We start from the raw sequence: 18,193 nt of genomic DNA, 5'->3' as shown, positions 1-18,193 counted from the left end.
TTTATCAACTTCTTTCTATTACCATCTCTCGGTATTTTGCCGGACTTAACCCTGTATATTTCTTAAATAGTTTTGCAAAATAAGAGCTGTCTGCATAGCCTATACTCTCTGCCACTTTATACATTTTCATACTTCCACTTGCAACCAGTTCTTTTGCCTTCTCCATTCTGTAATAAATAATTTCTTCATTAATATTTTTTCCCAACTCGTTTTTGTAAACAGCTGATAAATAATTTGAACTTTTCCCTGTTCTTTCTGCAATATACTGCAATGACATATTAAAATTTGCATATTCTGTTTTAATAATAGCGTCAATTTCTCTGACTAACTTTGATTTTACCTCTCCGTTCACATTATTTTGAGAAATTTGTTTAATAGAATTTATAAGAAAATTTTTTTTATCTTTTAAAGTATGTGCTTTTTCTATTCGTCGTGAAAACTCTTCTCTAAAATCACATTCTTCAAGTACTCCTCCATGTGTTTCTGCATACAAAAGAATATCATTATATAATTGTGTACAAAGAAAATCGATATGTTTAAAATCATAAATACATTTACTTTGAAACTTTTTTAAAACAACTTCTATTTCTTCCTCCATTCTCTCTCCATGTCCCACAAAAATAATATGCTGTAATTTTTCTACTTGAAATTTTATATTTATGTATTCTGTATCAAAAATCAAATCATCAAACCAAAAAACATCCCTGCTATCCATAAAAAACATTTGATTTAAGGCCACCTGCGCTTCTTTATTTGCTTTCTTAATATTTTCTATTTTTTGGCAGCAACTAATCCCAAAACATATTTTCAATCTCCAATCTGCCCAAACTTTTCTATGTATTTGCTCTATTATTTCGCTTATTCTCTCCTCTGTTTTTTCAGAAGAGATTAAAAGTGCAATTTTATTGTCTTTGTTTAAAAACACAATTCCTGGAACTCCCTTTATTTTGTAATTCAATTGTGCCTTTATTTCTCTACAATGTTCCAGCCAAACATTCTCATTTTCTCTATAATCAATAAGTATCATATATACCTGACTTGGGAATTTTATATTGTTCTCCTTTTCAAAAATATTAATCTCTTCGTACTCCTCTACCGCTTCATCTAACATATTTTTAACAATATTTTCTTGTCGTTTTTTTCTATGTGTATCCCAGTATCCTTTTAAAAATTCATATTTCTCCCGTTTTTGATATTCTTCATCTAAGACATTCTTGAGTTTTAAAAATATCTTTTCAAAATCAGCTTCGCAAGAAGGCTTTAGAATATAATCAAACACCTTATACTCCAAAGCCTTTCTATAATACTCTATATCGCTATATCCACTAATAATTACAAATTTCATCAATGGATATTTCTGTGACATATAATCAATCAGGTCAATCCCACTTAACTTTCCCATCCTGATGTCTGTCAGCAATATGTCTGCATCTATTTTATTTAATAAATTTATTGCATCTTCCGCAGAAGATGCCGTTCCAACAACTGCATATCCCCATTTTTCCCAGGAAAGAGTTTCTTTCATCCCCTTTAAACTTTCTTCCTCATCATCAACAATTACTAAACGATAACCTGTATGAAAAGCCATATCTTATTAGACACTCCCCTCTTTTATCCCATCCACATATTTTCTGAAAATATATAAGTCAAGTATATGAAACATCATATCAATCTGTCAATAACGATTATAATTTTATACAATTTTATTATTTATGATGATTTTTCTATTTTTTATCCTTCTCGCTTACCACTTTCCCGTTCTCTATGGTCACAATTTTATCACTAAACTCGAAAATATATTGATACAATTCTTCCACATCCACTTCTCCTTCCCAGCTTGATTTAGAAGTCTCTGAATTTCCTACTTTCTTTTTTCTCTTTATCTGAGGTTCCTGTAAACCATAATTCATATCCTGCCTGTGACTGCATTTCAATATAAGTCCTATTTTCCTTTACCTGGCACTGAAGTTCTACATCCTTATATGTAAGGGGAAAAAGCAAAATCACTGCTGCCGATACCGCCAGTGCCGTTCCCAGAACCGCTGCTATTAATTTTTTTCTGCTTCTCACTGTGACAGCTTTAATGTTTTTTCCCATTCTCTTTTTTTAAGTTCCTGATACCATAAATGTTTCGCAATAGAGCATAACCATACATAAATTCTGCAATCCATAGTTTCTCGCTTCTTTACACATTGTATATACATTCCATTACATCATATTCTCATACACAATGTGTATTTCAAAACTTAAAACAACCTGTTATAATATGAAAAAACAAAACACAAAAGGACTGAATTTCAACATGTATTACCAGATAGCGATTTGTGATGACAGCAGAATAGATACTGAGTATATAACAAATTTTGTAAATTCATGGGCAAGGAAAGCAAATATTCTTGTACATATTGACACTTTTCCCTCTGCGGAAGCCTTTCTGTTTCATTACACGGAAAAGAAGGATTACGATATTCTGCTTTTAGATATTGAAATGGGCGCTATGGACGGTGTCACTTTAGCAAAAACTCTCAGAAAAGAAAACGACACCATTCAAATTGTTTTTCTTACCGGCTATTCTGACTATATTTCCGAAGGATATGAAGTCGCTGCCCTTCATTATCTTTTAAAGCCTGTTCAAAAAGAAAAGCTGTTTTCTGTACTTTATCGTGCCCTTGATAAGGTAAAGAAAAACGAAAAAATTTTGAATTTAGAAACAGTCAGTGAGATGATACGAATTCCCATTTATGAAATCCGCTATGCTGATGTAACAGGAAACTATGTAACCATTCATGCTAAAAAAGATTACACAATAAAAATGACTTTAAGTAAATTAGAAAAGTGCCTTGATGAACGTTTCTATCGTGCAGGACGTTCTGTAATCGTAAATATAACAAGTATCATCCGAGTAACAAAAACAGAAATTAAGCTCAACGACGGAACTGTTATTCCTCTTCCACGAGGAGCTTATGAAGGTGTAAATCGAGCAATTATTAACATGAGGTAAGAAAAAATATGAGATTTTTTTCAAAAAAAATTGATAAGGAACTTGCAGCATATCAGCAGGAGCTCATGGAAACTCATTACCATGAAGTGGACAATATGTACCGGCAAATGCGGGGCTGGCGACACGATTACCGCAATCATATTCAAACCATGAAAGCCTACGCAGCTACTGGAAATTGGCAAGCGCTCAGTCATTATCTGGATTTGCTGGATGAGGATTTAACCACTGTAGACACCGTGGTTAAGACCGGAAATCCCATGACAGATGCCATCCTAAACTCAAAAATTTCTCTTGCAAAATCCAAAAATATTCAGGTAATTGCAGATGCCCATATTCCAGTAAAATTAAAATCTTCAGAAATTGATTTATGCTGTATTATCGGAAATCTCTTTGACAATGCCATTGATGCCAGTCTGAAACTTCCTGAAGAACAACGTCTAATTCGCATCTATATGGATATGAAAAACACGCAGCTTTATATTTCTTTTACAAACTTTACTGCCGGAAAGAAACTAAAAAAAGAAGGCAATCTATTTCGAAGTACAAAAGGGGACGGACACGGATTTGGCCTGGCACGAATTGATGCAATTATAGAACGTCAGGAAGGTTACATCAGCAGAAACAGCGAAGATGGCGCTTTTACCACAGAAATTTTACTGCCACAGCTATAATTTTTTACTATTCATCCCCCGCACAAAACAATTCGTCCCCCAAATACATGGTGGGCGAATTTTTGTGCTAAGGTAGCATCGGAGGTGAAACATTCATGGAAGAAAAAAGAAAACCAAAATATAATATGTGGCAAGGTACTGGGTTTATGGTAAAAAATGCTGTAAAAAGCTGTAAAAGTGTTTTATTTTTATGTATTGCACTGGCTGTTGCAACTGCTTTGAAATTTGCTGTTGAGCTTTTTTTAGCCCCTACAATACTTAAAAAAGTTGAAACAACCGCACCACTTTCTGAATTACTTTTTACCATTGCCATATTTAGCTTCGGACTACTTTTTTTGTCTGAATTAAAGCAATATATTGACACCAATACACAGTTTGGACGTATTGCAGTCCGCACGTCTATTGTAGTGCAAATTTCTGACAAAATAGCCCGAACTTCTTATCCTAATCTAATGGATGATAAGTTTAATGATATGGAAAGTAAAGCTTCGAAAGCCTGTTCCAGCAATATAGAAGCAACCGAATATATCTGGACAATCTGGACTTCTATCCTTACAAATATTCTGGGATTTTCCATCTATCTGGCGCTTTTATCTAATCTCCATCCGATATTGGTCTGTATAGCCACCATCACTACACTTCTCGGATATGTCATAAATAAAAGAATTAGCAGATGGGGCTACGAACACAGAGAGGAAGAAGCAGAATACACCAAACAGCTTGACTATCTGCATGATGTTGCCACAAAGCGTTCCTATGCCAAAGACATCCGCATCTTTGGTCTTGATACGTGGATAAACGATGTATGGATGAGTATTTTAAAGCTTTATCAAAGTTTTCTTCGCAAACGAGAGTCCGTGTATATATGGGCAGATATTGCAGATTTATTCCTGACATTTCTGCGAAACGGAGCTTCCTATGTTTATTTATTATGGCTTACACTGACACAGGGCTTAAATGCTTCAGAATTTCTGCTCTATTTCACTGCTGTAAGCGGTTTTACGCAATGGATAGGTGGAATTTTAGAAATGTTTACTCAATTACACAAATGCAGTCTTGATTTATCTACTGTAAGGGAATTTTTAGAATATCCGGAGCCTTTCCTTTTTGAAGAAGGAAAAGAAATTTCCAAAGACGATTTTTCATCTTACGAAATTTGTTTGGAAAACGTATCCTTTCGCTATCCTGAAGCAAAAAAAGACACCATTCATCAGCTTAATCTTACCGTACATGCCGGAGAAAAGCTTGCAATCGTCGGTCTCAATGGAGCAGGAAAAACAACTCTGGTAAAACTAATCTGTGGTTTTTTAGACCCAACGGAAGGACAAATTCTTCTAAATGGAAAGGATATTCGACAATATAATCGTCAAAATTACTATACTCTATTTTCCGCCGTATTTCAGGATTTTTCTGTTTTAGAGGCAAGCATTTCTGAAAATATTGCCCAGCAAACAGCCAATATTAATGAAGAGGAAGTTTGGAATTGTCTGAAACAGGCAGGACTTTTGCAAAAAGTTTCTTCCCTGCCAAAGGACATAAATACGATTATCGGAAGGCAGGTTTATGAAGATGGTATCGAACTTTCCGGAGGACAAATGCAGCGTCTGATGTTGGCAAGAGCACTTTATAAGAATGCTCCCATACTCATTTTAGATGAACCTACTGCTGCTCTTGATCCGATTGCCGAAAACGATATTTATTTAAAATATAACGAAATGACTGCCCATAAAACATCGGTCTTTATTTCTCATCGCCTTGCTTCTACCCGCTTTTGTCACCGTATTTTATTTCTGGAAAAAGGGCAGATTGCAGAGCAGGGAACTCATGAAGAATTAATTGCATTAAAAGGCAAATATGCCAAGCTTTTTGACGTACAAAGCCAATATTACAAAGAGGGAGGAATGTAAAGTGACAAGTAAAAAAGCAACTGCCCACTCTGCCTGGAAAATGAACATAAGAGCTTGGAAAATCTGGTGGAAGCTCTGTCCCGGTTTCTTTTTTTCAGCAGGTTTTTCCTCTATGGTGAAAGCATTAACTCCTTATGTAACTATCTTCCTGTCTGCTCAGATTATCAATGAACTCTCCGGAAATCGGAATGTAGAAGTCCTTTCAAAATGGGTTATTTTAACTCTGACCTGTACCTCTCTATGTGCTTTATTGAATAGTATTTTAAAGCATTGGCTGGATTATGAAAAAAGCTGTGCTCACTCTTTAGACAGACAAATCTATATGAAAAAAATGTTAAATTTAGATTATGCAGATATAGAAAGACAGCCTGTTTTTGATTTATATTCCCAGATTATCCAGACAAAATATTGGTCCGGATGGGGGATTTACAAAACGCTTTCCTTCTTCGAGGAACTGATTACTGCACTCTTTCAGATGATAGGGGGTATCAGCCTGTCTGTCAGTTTATTTACAGCACAGGTTCCCAAAGAAAGTAACCTGGAAGTAATCAATCACCCCATTTTTGCTGTGGGAATTCTTTTACTTTTACTATTTATTGCCATTGCTTCTCCTGTCTGTAAAACTATGGGGGACAAATATATGACAAACTATGCCAAAGAAGCTCGTCTGGGTAATCGCTTTTTCTATTTCTTCGGTTTTATGAGTCATGATAAAAAGAGAGCAGCAGACCTTCGAATGTATCAGCAGCAGGAGAATATATGTAATCCTCGCATGGCCGAATGTACCATCTTCAGCGCCCATTCCGATATTGCCAAATCTGCTATGGGACCTATGGGGCTTTTGCATGCACTTTCTCAGTGTATGTCTGTTGCTTTGACCGGTGTTGTATATCTATATGTGTGTCTGAAAGCATGGGCCGGGGCTTTTGGAGTAGGCTCTGTCACACAATATATCGGTGCAATCACCCAGCTTTTCGGCGGTGTATCTGCCTTTCTTACCACTGTTGGTGCAATACAAAGCAATGGGGAATTTTTAGTATCCAGTTTTAAATTTCTGGATATTCCAAACCACATGTACCAAGGCAGTCTCACCACTGAAAAACGGTCTGACAGAAAGTATGAAGTGGAATTCCGAGATGTTTCCTTTCGTTATCCAGGTACAGAACAGTGGGCCTTGCGGCACATTAATTTAAAATTTCATATAGGCAGACGTCTTGCCGTAGTCGGTATGAATGGCAGTGGAAAAACCACATTTATCAAGCTTCTCTGTCGTCTGTATGACCCCACAGAAGGGCACATTTTTTTAAACGGAATTGATATTCGAAAATATAAATACGATGATTATATCAGCATCTTTTCTGTTGTTTTTCAGGACTTTCAGCTGCTGGCACTGCCTCTGGGAGAAAATGTTGCCGGTGCTGCACACTATGACACTAATCGGGCAGCTTTGTGTTTAAAAAATGCCGGTTTTGAAACACGGTTTGCCTCCATGCCAAAAGGTTTAGATACCTATCTTTATAAAGACTTAGATGAAAGCGGTATTCAGATATCCGGAGGAGAAGCTCAGAAAATCGCTATTGCCAGAGCCCTTTATAAAGATGCACCCTTCATTATTTTAGATGAACCAACGGCCGCTTTAGACCCTGTTGCAGAGGCAGAAATATACAGTAAATTTAATGATATTGTGACAGATAAAACAACTGTTTATATTTCACATCGCCTGTCATCTTGCAAATTCTGTGATGAAATTGCTGTATTTCATGAAGGAAATGTGGTTCAGAAAGGAACACATGAAGAACTGATTAACGATAAAAATGGGAAATATTATGAACTTTGGAATGCTCAGGCACAGTATTATAACAAATAAAAAGGGACAGAAGCTATCATATTAAGTAAGCATAAAGAATATTTATACATTTTTAGCGAATTTGTTGAGCACACTTTGAGATTATAAACTCAAAGCAAGCGCAAACTAAGTGTGAAATGTATAAATATTCTCAATATGTACTTAAAGCGACAGCTCCAATATATCCAGCATAGTCTCCTGATACGCCGCCTTCTTCTTTTCCTGCATACATACTTTTAGTTCTTGCAGCTCAGGTAGATATACTTTTTCCAGTTTCTTTATTCTGGCTTCACTCAGTTCCACATTAGATAAATATTTTTTATACCATTTTGTCTCATACTTCCAGAGATAACAGCTTTTTTCGTAACGTTCTTTCAAACGTTGAGCAATTAAAAGCCCTTCCGGGTCAAAATCTCCGTTATAATAAAAAATATGTTCTTCTTTTAAAAAATCTAATAAAACAAGCACCGCCAGTCTTGGCTGTCCATTTACACAAATTGCAGAGCACTTTGGATACTTTTTTACAAAAACTGCAAAAACCGATGGATTTTCAAACACATAAATGTTCTTCTGTTCTGCACAAACACATTTCAGATTTCCAATGGTGCGAAGGGTCAAGCGAATTGGTTCTTTTTCATGCAAAAATCCTTCTATTCCTTCGTGCAGCCTTCCATCCTGTTTCCAAGCATGAATTCCATACACAAGTGTATCATTTGATAAATCATCTTTTAATATCCCAGCTCTGTAAAAGATTTGATTTTGCCTCTCAGAAACAGATAATTCTTCATCTTTTTCTTCTGCTAAATATGTAGAAAGAACAGCCAAAAGCAGTTTTTCTGCTGTTGTCCCTCTGTCGAAATAATGAGGATCTCCTGTGGTCTTTGCCGCAAAAACTGCTAAAAGCTCTTTCTGCACTATGAGATTTTTTTCTCTTTCCGTTAAAACATTCTCTGCCACGGATAAAACTGTTTTCAAAATCCCATATAGTTTTTCAGGCTCACTATTGTACTTTTGAATTAATATCTCGTATCCCTTTGTATGTTCTTCTAAAGTATTTTGCAGCCATTGAGCTGAGTATCTGCCTTCACATTCATCTAAAATATGCTTGAAAAACAAATCTTTCTTTTCATTTTCCTTTTTTCGTTCTTCTTTTTTGACTACTAATTCTCTGTCAAAATATGCCTTTAACAATTCTTCCAAAGAAATTCCGGCAAATTTACTGGTAGATAAGCAGGCCTCAAATACTTCCGCAGATATGGTTACTGATTTATTTTCTGTATAATCTTTCTGCAAAAAACCTCCGAGCTGCATCTTATCCACAGGACTTAATCCGGTCAGAACTACTTTTCCACCAATACGCCCCAGACTTTCATATTTTTCCTTCATTTTCTCAAACAATTTCCGATAAACTGAGCGCTCTTTAAAATATTTCAAGCATTCCTGAAGCAGCACCTGCTTTTTCTCTTTTTCCATTTACTCCCTTCGTTCTCCTGTGACCATAGTTTTTACTTTTCCGTTCCAAATATAGCGAATAACAGAGACAAATTTAGCATTTTCCGGGCGAATTAGCTGATAAATCGCCAGCCCCGGAACAGTATCATAATCTCCCCATAAAATTTGTGAATTAATCATAAAATTAAATTCAAATTCCACCATCAAACGGAACATATCTCGAATGTTTGTTTCATCAACACCGGCAAATGCCTCATCAAGCGAAATCAGTTTCGGTGCATCGAAACGTGCACCGGCATATTTTGCAACAACTGCCGAGAAAAGAGGTACGTACATTGCCATTGCTTTCTCGCCGCCGCTAAAAGTAAAAAATACGCGGTCCGTCAGCTCTTTTTTCTTTTCCCCTGTCTTTTGACATTCTAATTGGAATTCAAACCATTTTCGGTAATCTAATACCTCACGCATAGTGGCATGGAAGGATTGAACATTTCCCATATCTCCTGCGATTTTTCTGGCTTCTTCAATCTTGGAACGAAAATGTCTGGAGAGACTTTCTATCTCTTCTTCGCGCATAATTTCCACATCTTTTTGCAGAAGTTCTACCAGCGCTTTTGTATCCAACTGTTCTTCTTTTTCTGCTCTTTTATTTTTCCATTTAAGACTTAATTTTAATCCACTGGACGTCTGCATAGACTCCATCAATGTATTCATTTTTTCCACCCAGCGTTTACTTGCCTGGATTTTACCTCGAATTTTTTTACTGATTGTATTTGCCAGAATATCCTCAAATAACTCTCTGTCACGGTCGCTTAAAATACGTTCCAGCATTTCGACATCTTCGCTCATTTTCTCTATTAATTCTTTAAATTTTACGGCTGTTCCACGATATTTTGCCGAAATATCAATTCTTTTCACACTTACATCTAAGAAATCACTCTCTTGATCCAGTTCTTCAAACAGAGACTGCAAGGTAATCTGATATTCCAGAAGATAGCTTCTGTTTTGATGATATACTTCCTGAAGATTTCCAAATAAATCACTCTGTTTTTTATTCCCAAAACTTCCGCCAAACAGACTGCAAATTTTCTTTGCCTGATCCTCCATATCATCTGTAACAACAAATTCACGTTTTACATATTCAAGATTATATTCCAGTTCAAAAACCTTCTGATAGATTTCTTTTTTTGCAAGAAGCTCTTGACGTTTCTGTTCATTTTCACTGCTTTTCCCCTTTAAAGACTCTATCTCTTTGCAGTAAGCCTCTTGATTTCTTACACAATTTTCTCTTTCTTTTGGAATTTTTCCAAGCCGGTCCACGCAATAATCTAATCGTTCTTTAATCTCTTGATAATCTGTTAATTCTAATTGTTTTTGAACAGATAATAGGTATCCTTCTAACTCTCTTATCTTTAAACAAATACGATTTAATTCATATCGGATATCATCCAAATCTCCCTCCAGCTCGTCCCAATATTCCTTCTGGCTTTTTACAAACCGAACTCCATTCTGATAGTTTCCGTAAGAAACCTGTAGTTCTGATGCCAGTTCTTTATATCTCTGTAATGACTGAAACGCCTGTGTAAAAATATCCAGCCTCGGCGACAGATAGGATTTTCCGCAAATTTCCCTTGCCTTTATGCGCACTTCATCCAGCTCTTTTCGCTCTTTTGCTGTCAACTCCTGCTGCTCCCATAGCTTTTTATTTTTTAGTTCCAGTTTATACTCCCTGTCGGAAAATTCTTTTGCAGCTATTTTTAAATCTTCATCCCCCGGAAATGCCTTCCATTCTGCCTGTAATTTTTCTGTCCTCTTCTTATTTTCTTCCAACTGAATTTCCAGCTTTTTCTTCCTATCTCTGATTTGATTACAAAGTTCTGCTAGTTCTTCTATTTTTTCTTCTCTGTATTTCTCTCTTGCATGCACGCCAATAAAACGTGCCTGATACTCCTTGGTAACAGTCCCTTCTAAAACTCCCAGACGATAATTTCCTTCTGCATCAATCCAGGAATTTCCTCGTTCTGCTTCTTTTCCGCCAAAGCCAATTGCAGAAAGAATATTTGAAATTTTCTGATACAGAAGAATATCATTTTCTCCATTATCTACTTCCAGAACATCCTCTAAATTCTGGCGAACATGGGCAACATCACTAAATAAATATTTATCACACACACCTGTATCCAAGGCATATATCTGCTCCCGGTATTCTTCCGGAACAATCAAAGCATCCAGCACTCCCATCTGAAACAGCGCTTCTTCCAGACGGTTCATGCTCTTTTCTGTCAACTCTTTTTCAAATTCAATAGTCTTGTAAAATTCAAGATATGGAATTCCCTTTTCCTGCAAAATCCTACGGTTTTCTTTTACACAATCCGGTTGTTCCGGTTCCGGATCTTTCTGATTTTTCCAGCTTTCCAACTCATCTTCTGCATTTCTGAGATTTTCCCGCTCTCCCTCAAGGCTTTTTCCGAATATCATTTTTTCTTCTGCAAATTGTCGTTCCAATTTATATAATTGTGGCTTTGCTAATTCTCTTATTTCTGAATAGTCACTTCCAAACTCATAAGCCTCCAGCTTTCTTGTGATATTCTGCATGGTATCCGGTGTTAAATTCAACTCTTGATTTGCTTTTTCCCAGCGATATATTTGCTCTGTCAACTCCTCCTTTGTTTCATATAAAAGATTTTCATACTGCTGCATTTCCTTTTCTGCAGAAGTTCTTTCTTCTCTGCAATTATCCAATTCTGCCAAACAACGGTCATATTTTTCCTGAGTATTTTTTTCTGCTAAAAGAATTTCTTTTCCGGCTTCCACATTCTTTATGTAAGTATTCAATAACTGATTGTGAGAAGAAAAATTATAATTTTTTTCTGTTTCTTCTAAAATATCATTTTTTAAAAATGTAAATTCATCAAAAGGAACTTCGTCTATTTCTGTTTCCATCTCTTCCAGATTTGACTCTATTTCTTTCCAAATTTCTTCTGTTTTTTCCTGTTCTTCTTTTATTTTTTGCTCTATTTCCAGTTCCTTTTCCTTCTTGCTGCTCTCCTGTTCCGCTTTCTCTTCTTTCTCTTTTTGCTTTTCTAAAAGTTCCTCTGTAAGCTTTTTTTCTTGCTCTTTTAATTGTGCGGCATCACTTTTATCCAAAGATATTTTTTCTTCTTTTAATATTTCTTCCTCTTGCTTTAGTGTCTCATAACGCTGCTCTTCTTCCTGTAATTTTCCTGTATACGTTATTAAATCTTTCTCAATCTGCTTCCCATTTTTTACAGAATTTTCATAAGACTTCACTACATCAGAAAACAGCAATGCTTTGTCGTAAAGTACAATCTGGTTATACTGTTCATACACTCTTTCAATCTGGCGAGCCGCACGAATACTCTCATTTAATGTGTCCAAATTCGTTTTTAAACTGTCCATATTTTCAATTGCTTCTGACATTGGACGTAAATCATCCTCTGAAAGTGTCTGAAGAGAACTGCTGAGAATTTCATTAATAACTGTTGGTTTAAAATCTTTTGACAGCTTTGGTGTACGCAACTGAATTAAAAGCTCCAGAAGTTCTTTATATTCCTCCTGCGTTTCAAAACCAAAAAGAAGACGATTGACACACTGCGCATATTCTCCCTGTGTTTCCATGACTTTACCGCCATCACCAATGCGATATTTTAATTCTCCTTTTGAACAGGTAATTTTATTTTCTACATCTTTATATAAAAATAAATCTTTTCCAATACGTCTGCCATCTGTAATACAAAAATACCAGGCTTCCAATTTTTTATTCTTTCTGGCCCGAATTCCAATTCCAAGAGTCATATACTCTTCGCTTTCCATACGCTTTAATTCCATATACAGATAGCCTGTTCGTTCCTCGCGTTCATCTCCCTCTTCCAGAAGATAATTTTCCATTTTTCTTGCTCTTGAGCCAAATGGATCCAAACGTTCCGGTCGCATATTTCCATCCAATAAAAGAGGGATAAAGCTCTGCATTGTTACAGATTTTCCGGAACCATTTGCTCCTCGAAGCAGCATACGCCCATCTAAAAAATCAAATTCTTCCTCATCGTAATACCAAAAATCAAGCAATCCAACTTTATTTATCTGCCACTTACTGTTCATTTTTTTCTCCATTCTTCAAAAAATCATCTGGATATTTTCCGCAAATTTTTCCTGCTACCGGTTTTATCTCTACATCATCCCATCTTATTTCTACCAGCATAAGTTCTTCCATATAAGCTGTCACTTCACGATAAAATTCATCAAAAGTCATTTCCCGATATGTCTTGTTCAAACCCTGACTGAATTTCACCTTGCACTCTTCTACTAATCCGCGAAACTCCTCTTTTGAGATGCAGATTTTCTCATCCACCGGAACAATAATCTCTCCCGTTTCTACTTTTTCCTGTATTAACGTATTCAGCAGTAAAACAATATCCGAAAGCGTATTCCCCTCCGGAAAACATCTCCCTAATCTGCACTCCTCTCCTAAAATAAGAAAGGCACTGCCACTATGTACATGTAATTCACAGTCAAAAAGGTCCGACATATCCCCTTGTATCATATTCCGATAATTTCTCACATAAGCAAAATCCTCTTCGGAGTCTATATCTTTATACATTCCCATAGACATCAATAATTTTCGGTACACTCTCTGTCTTCTGACAATTCCCCTGTCCTCATTTACATCAATCCACTCTTCTTTTTCGAACTCTCTGGGAGAGGTATATTCCATAATATCCTGTGTGAAATTTTTCATAAAATACCGGGAAACACCTGTATTTTCATACAGAACTTCATTTGTATCATCTTTTGCAAATCCTTCTTCATTTCCATCGTTCACATTCAAAATACCACAAGATACACAATATTTCATTACTTTAATCATATATCGTCTGTAGCGATATACTGTCCAGTCAATCGGTTCTTCCCGATACTGGCTCTGCACATACTCCGTTAATTCTGATAACACAAATTGTTCTTCTGCCTCTTTATCTTCCAGAAACATTAACACAATGCAGAAGAATACATACTCTATCGGCTCTTTAAACTCTAAAATTCCCATCCAGTTTTCCGGGACTGCCGGCATTTTCTCTACTTTAATCATATATGGGTTTACCAAAATCTGATATCCCAATTTCTCAGATAAAAATTTTTTCTCTTCACCTGATGCGAGGGCTTCCTTTACCTGATAATAAAGCTCTTTCTCTTTGGATTTCAAAATCCAACGCCGATTTAACAACTGCTCTAATGCTCTCATCTTTCTTCTCCCTCTTCAAACACCATTGTATAAGCAGGCATCTGAAATTCCCCATCCGTACACTTCAACACACAATATTCTTCTACATTTCCCTGTTCAATATAATAAATCTGTCCGTCCTCTGTCTTGGCACAATAGTCTTTCCTCTCCAATGCCTTTGACAGCCACAATAAAAACATATCCCTCACATGAGGTTCAATCACAGGAAGTTTTGCAAACTCCAGACGCCCGTCATGAATATAACTTTTTAATAATTTCTGCTCTTCTTTTAATCGCTGGATCATCGCTATGCGCATCGCTTCCTTCTCTTTTGAACGGTCAATAATTCCGCTTCTCTTAGCTTTCTCCCGATAATTTCTGACTCGCGGAATTACAGTTACAATATGTGCATCTTCTTCATATACTCCGCTATTGATACTGTCGGTATTTCTTTTTAAATTTCCCTTAAGATGAAGGGGTTTTTCAATACCAAACACAACCGCCGATAACCGATGAGCTTCATTGATATCACGGCACTTCCCGAATATTTCTGCCAGTTTTTTATATTCTTCACGTCTATTCGAACCCTGGTTACTCATTTCACTAATTCTCGTTGCATATCTGGTGATTTTTCGTATTATCTCATTTGTTGTATCAAATACTTTCCCAGCCTCAGACTCCATTCCGTCTTTTCCTGCGAACCATTCATAAATACTTCCCCAGCGTCCCTTTACCTTGTCGTAAATCATCTGTTCATCAATTTCCACTTCCATTCTGGGAATAGAAAGTTCATAAGCAGTTACTTTTTCCAATATATCTTTTACTGATTTTAAATCTACATTTCGAAGCTTCTGCTCAATAGTTGTTACATTTATCTGCAAACTTTTTACAAAAGAACGAAGATATTCAATCAGGCGATCTTTAAACACAAGAAACTCTTTTGTCTTCATCATTTCTTCTGCTCGAATACTGTTTAATTCTCTCATATAATCCTGATAATTCTGGTTTAAACGAATAAAATCATTATTCAAATCATTCCACCAGCCATATAATTTTTCTCCGTCTTTAGAAACCATTTCGTCCAATTTTTCTAAATTAATACGAAGTCTTTCCAGCAAAGTAGGCTCTAAGGAAGAACCTTCAATGAAAAGATTTTCAATACGAATAACCATTCGCTCAATCTCTACCGCTGTTTCAGATAGCTGATAGCGGAACTTTTTATTTTTAAATTCTTCAATCGTAGCTGCTTTTCTGGTATCCTGAATTGTAATCAAATTCCCCCATGATGCAAGCGCTGCTAAATCCTGCTGGCACTGCTCCATAGTATACTCTTGAAAATACAAATCTTCCTTTAATTCTTCAAAAACTTCTTCCTGATACATCCAATATTTTAATTTTTCATATTTCAAATAAAAAAGCCGAATAATGGGGCGATATCTGTCTGTATTTTCTACATTCAAATATTTCGCCTCCATCACCGGCTTTTTCATTTTTTCCTGAATTTTCATCTTATAGTTCTCCTTATACTATATCGTTTTTTTCACAATAGCATATCAAAATAAGATATGCAAGAGAACGAAAGAATTTCTTATAAAAAAGATTGCGCAAGCGGCTCACAAAGTGATAATTTCATTTCCGCAAACTGCGCATCCTTACGGCACTCCAAGGTATAATCCACATACACGATATCGTCTTAGATTTGATAAAGGGCAAGATACCACTTCTCAAAAAGCGGAAAACGCTGAGGCATTTGGCAGAGGGAATGCATAGCGGTTATAAGTTTCAATATCCATAACGACTAAATCTCCCGCGCCATTCTTGGCAAGAAAAATCGGCTCTACGGTCTTTCTGCACATATCGGCAATCTCGTTGTAATTCTGACGGATTGCTGCGGATGAACGAATATTCATAACAAAACTTCATTGCATTCATTAGATAGTAATATTCTCCTCATATTATACCTTTCTTTTGCGCCATGAGCCTATCTAATTCATCTCCGGCAGCACCAAGAAACTTTTGATATTCATCTTTATCAAGAGGTTGTATATACTCTGACAATTGATAATGAAAGGCATCTCTTAATGCCATATCACGACTTGCCATTTTTACTCGACCTCGTTGAATAAGCGGTTTCCACAATGCCATTTTTTCAAAACGTCTAAACAATTCCTCCGTTTCTTGTTGTGATAAAATATCCCCCTTTCGTTCATATTCACGCATGATAGCATCAGCAAGACCGCTCTCATAAGCTGCAATGATATCTAAGATTTCGCTATAAAAAGTATCACGAACCTTATCACTCGCTTTTAAATCTAAAATTTTCTTATATTCTTTCGCTTTTTCCTTAAATATACTTACATAAATCATATCAGTAAAATGCGCATATTTATATCGGTTATCTTCCACATAATTTTTTAACGCATCCGTGAATTGCCTACGATAATTATCCTCTTGCAAAGATGAAAAAACAAAATCTTTATCTCGCTGATTAATATATTTTGCCTATCCAATCTTGAATTTGTCAAATCTTTTGCCATGATTAACCTCCCGTTTGGCTGACTATGAAATCATTTTAGAATGCCGCAGTGCTTCCTCAATCAACATCTCTTTTTCCGGCAGACACTGTAGCTACCTTGCTTTCGCCTCCGAAGCAGTCAGATCCAGCTCGTCCATATCAACCGTAATATCGATATATGTGTCTGGATTTTTTCTAACCAGTTTGACAACCGTCTCCACATGTACACTTCCAGGAAACATATCGCATACGGCCACTTTTTTTACCTGATACTCCTTCTCACACAGCATTTTTAAATCTCTTGCCAGTGTAGCAGAGTCGCAGCTTACATATACAATTCTCTCCGGTTTCATAGACAGCATAGTTTCAATCAGAGCCCCATCACATCCCTTTCTTGGAGGATCAACTACAATCACATCTGCATATACACCATCTTCTTTATATTTTGCAGGCAATACTTCCTCTGCTTTGCCCACAAAAAATTCTGCATTTTCAATTCTGTTAAGCTCTGCATTTCTTCTTGCATCTTCAATAGCTGCCGGAACGATTTCCACACCATAAACTTTTTTTGCCTTTTGCGCTAAAAACAAAGAAATCGTACCAATTCCGCAGTATAAATCCCAGACAGTTTCTTTCCCAGTAAGTCCCGCATATTCCAAAGCTGTGCTATAAAGTTTTTCCGTCTGAACAGGATTTACCTGATAAAATGAAAGAGGAGAAATTTGATATTTTACTTCTCCGATATAATCTGTAATAAACTCTTCGCCCCACAAAGGCAGAATTTCATTTCCTAAAATCACGTTGTTTCTCTTTGTATTTACACTTAATGTAATGCTTGTCATGCCAGAAATGCCCTTCAGCTTTTCTACCAGTTCTGCTGCATTTGGGATTTTCCTTCCATTGATAATCATACAAACCATGATTTCCTTAGTTTTAAATCCATACCGTATTAAAATATGGCGAACCAACCCTTTACCTATCACTTCATCATAAGGCGCAACATGATTTTCTTTCATATAATCCAGCACTGCGTTTAAGATTTCCTCATTTACTTCAACACCCAGATAACAGTTGGTATTTGGAATAATGGAATGTGTTCTTCCCGCATAAAAACCTGTAATCAAATTTCCGTCTTTATCTTTTCCCACCGGAAACTGAGCTTTATTTCGATAACGCCACGGATTTTCCATTCCCATTACTTTTTCAACAGAAATATCAGAAAATCCTCCTATTCTCTTTAAATTTCCCAAAACCTTATTTTTCTTAAATTCCAACTGTTTTTCATAAGTTAAGAACTGTAATTGACATCCTCCACAGGCTCTTGCCACAGGGCATTTTGGCTCTGTTCTGTCTTCTGAAGCCTCTAACACACGTACAAGTCTTGCATAGCCATAATTTTTCTTCATTTTCATAATTTTAGCTTCTACTACATCACCAATTACGGTGTCTTTAATAAACAATGTATATCCCTCGGCCTTTCCAATGCCTTCTCCGTCATGCCCCATATCTTCAATTTTTACTTTTACCAAATCATTCTTTTTAAATTCCATAAATTCTCCTATCTGAAA

12 protein-coding genes and 1 pseudogene are annotated in these 18,193 nt (G+C 36.2%); 4 read left to right on the top strand and 9 right to left on the bottom strand.

Going from position 1 to position 18,193, the window contains the following annotated elements:
* Positions 1–4 precede the first annotated feature (4 nt).
* Both BQ7352_RS06175 and BQ7352_RS06170 read right to left on the bottom strand, forming a co-directional pair.
* Positions 5–1,588, bottom strand: a complete 1,584-nt coding sequence (locus BQ7352_RS06175; protein ID WP_072447896.1) for a response regulator transcription factor — start codon at positions 1,586–1,588, stop codon at positions 5–7.
* A 254-nt stretch (positions 1,589–1,842) separates the two neighbouring features.
* On the bottom strand, positions 1,843–2,097 hold the full coding sequence (locus tag BQ7352_RS06170; RefSeq protein ID WP_143143378.1) for a hypothetical protein: 255 nt from the start codon (positions 2,095–2,097) through the stop codon (positions 1,843–1,845).
* A gap of 205 nt (positions 2,098–2,302) precedes the next feature.
* Here BQ7352_RS06170 and BQ7352_RS06165 point away from each other — a divergent pair, with 205 nt between their 5' ends.
* The 4 genes from BQ7352_RS06165 (at position 2,303) to BQ7352_RS06150 (ending at position 7,446) form a co-directional block, all read left to right on the top strand.
* The gene (locus BQ7352_RS06165; protein ID WP_072447893.1) at positions 2,303–3,001 is read left to right on the top strand and encodes a LytR/AlgR family response regulator transcription factor; all 699 of its coding nucleotides are present in this window, start codon (positions 2,303–2,305) and stop codon (positions 2,999–3,001) included.
* A gap of 8 nt (positions 3,002–3,009) precedes the next feature.
* Positions 3,010–3,672: a sensor histidine kinase gene (locus BQ7352_RS06160; RefSeq protein ID WP_072447891.1), complete on the top strand. Its 663-nt coding sequence runs from the start codon at positions 3,010–3,012 to the stop codon at positions 3,670–3,672.
* Positions 3,673–3,767: 95 nt separating this feature from the next.
* Complete coding sequence (locus BQ7352_RS06155) at positions 3,768–5,579, top strand: ABC transporter ATP-binding protein (RefSeq protein WP_072447889.1); 1,812 nt, start codon at positions 3,768–3,770, stop codon at positions 5,577–5,579.
* Position 5,580: 1 nt separating this feature from the next.
* The gene (locus tag BQ7352_RS06150) at positions 5,581–7,446 is read left to right on the top strand and encodes an ABC transporter ATP-binding protein (protein WP_242948540.1); all 1,866 of its coding nucleotides are present in this window, start codon (positions 5,581–5,583) and stop codon (positions 7,444–7,446) included.
* Between the two features lie 141 nt (positions 7,447–7,587).
* Here BQ7352_RS06150 and BQ7352_RS06145 read toward each other — a convergent pair whose 3' ends face one another.
* The 7 genes and pseudogenes from BQ7352_RS06145 to rlmD form a co-directional block, all read right to left on the bottom strand.
* Positions 7,588–8,898, bottom strand: coding sequence for a TIGR02679 domain-containing protein (locus BQ7352_RS06145; RefSeq protein WP_072447887.1), 1,311 nt, complete (start codon positions 8,896–8,898; stop codon positions 7,588–7,590).
* Positions 8,899–12,993 carry a TIGR02680 family protein gene (locus BQ7352_RS06140; RefSeq protein WP_072447885.1) on the bottom strand — a complete coding sequence of 1,365 codons (4,095 nt, stop codon included), beginning with the start codon at positions 12,991–12,993 and terminating at the stop codon, positions 8,899–8,901.
* The gene (locus tag BQ7352_RS06135) at positions 12,983–14,131 is read right to left on the bottom strand and encodes a TIGR02678 family protein (protein ID WP_072447883.1); all 1,149 of its coding nucleotides are present in this window, start codon (positions 14,129–14,131) and stop codon (positions 12,983–12,985) included. The genes BQ7352_RS06140 and BQ7352_RS06135 overlap by 11 nt, the downstream gene beginning before the upstream one ends.
* Positions 14,128–15,618, bottom strand: a complete 1,491-nt coding sequence (locus tag BQ7352_RS06130; protein WP_072447881.1) for a TIGR02677 family protein — start codon at positions 15,616–15,618, stop codon at positions 14,128–14,130. The genes BQ7352_RS06135 and BQ7352_RS06130 overlap by 4 nt, the downstream gene beginning before the upstream one ends.
* A 261-nt stretch (positions 15,619–15,879) precedes the next feature.
* Positions 15,880–16,020 (bottom strand): annotated as a pseudogene (locus BQ7352_RS06125) (type II toxin-antitoxin system Phd/YefM family antitoxin); the annotation flags it as partial.
* Between the two features lie 40 nt (positions 16,021–16,060).
* Positions 16,061–16,516, bottom strand: coding sequence for a hypothetical protein (locus tag BQ7352_RS06120; RefSeq protein WP_143143377.1), 456 nt, complete (start codon positions 16,514–16,516; stop codon positions 16,061–16,063).
* A 222-nt stretch (positions 16,517–16,738) separates the two neighbouring features.
* On the bottom strand, positions 16,739–18,175 hold the full coding sequence (gene rlmD, locus BQ7352_RS06115) for a 23S rRNA (uracil(1939)-C(5))-methyltransferase RlmD (protein ID WP_072448639.1): 1,437 nt from the start codon (positions 18,173–18,175) through the stop codon (positions 16,739–16,741).
* Positions 18,176–18,193: the final 18 nt, after the last annotated feature.

Source organism: Blautia sp. Marseille-P3201T (assembly GCF_900120295.1).
Classification (GTDB): Bacteria; Bacillota; Clostridia; order Lachnospirales; family Lachnospiraceae; genus Blautia.
This window is presented reverse-complemented; position numbering and strand designations above follow the sequence as displayed.

What these genes read in the sequence shown, in the direction of transcription:
- BQ7352_RS06175 (WP_072447896.1), bottom strand. Translation starts at nt 1,588, where the DNA reads ATGGCTTTTCATACAGGTTATCGTTTAGTAATTGTTGATGATGAGGAA.
- BQ7352_RS06170 (WP_143143378.1), bottom strand. Translation starts at nt 2,097, where the DNA reads ATGGGAAAAAACATTAAAGCTGTCACAGTGAGAAGCAGAAAAAAATTA.
- BQ7352_RS06165 (WP_072447893.1), top strand. Translation starts at nt 2,303, where the DNA reads ATGTATTACCAGATAGCGATTTGTGATGACAGCAGAATAGATACTGAG.
- BQ7352_RS06160 (WP_072447891.1), top strand. Translation starts at nt 3,010, where the DNA reads ATGAGATTTTTTTCAAAAAAAATTGATAAGGAACTTGCAGCATATCAG.
- BQ7352_RS06155 (WP_072447889.1), top strand. Translation starts at nt 3,768, where the DNA reads ATGGAAGAAAAAAGAAAACCAAAATATAATATGTGGCAAGGTACTGGG.
- BQ7352_RS06145 (WP_072447887.1), bottom strand. Translation starts at nt 8,898, where the DNA reads ATGGAAAAAGAGAAAAAGCAGGTGCTGCTTCAGGAATGCTTGAAATAT.
- BQ7352_RS06140 (WP_072447885.1), bottom strand. Translation starts at nt 12,993, where the DNA reads ATGAACAGTAAGTGGCAGATAAATAAAGTTGGATTGCTTGATTTTTGG.
- BQ7352_RS06135 (WP_072447883.1), bottom strand. Translation starts at nt 14,131, where the DNA reads ATGAGAGCATTAGAGCAGTTGTTAAATCGGCGTTGGATTTTGAAATCC.
- BQ7352_RS06130 (WP_072447881.1), bottom strand. Translation starts at nt 15,618, where the DNA reads ATGAAAATTCAGGAAAAAATGAAAAAGCCGGTGATGGAGGCGAAATAT.
- rlmD (WP_072448639.1), bottom strand. Translation starts at nt 18,175, where the DNA reads ATGGAATTTAAAAAGAATGATTTGGTAAAAGTAAAAATTGAAGATATG.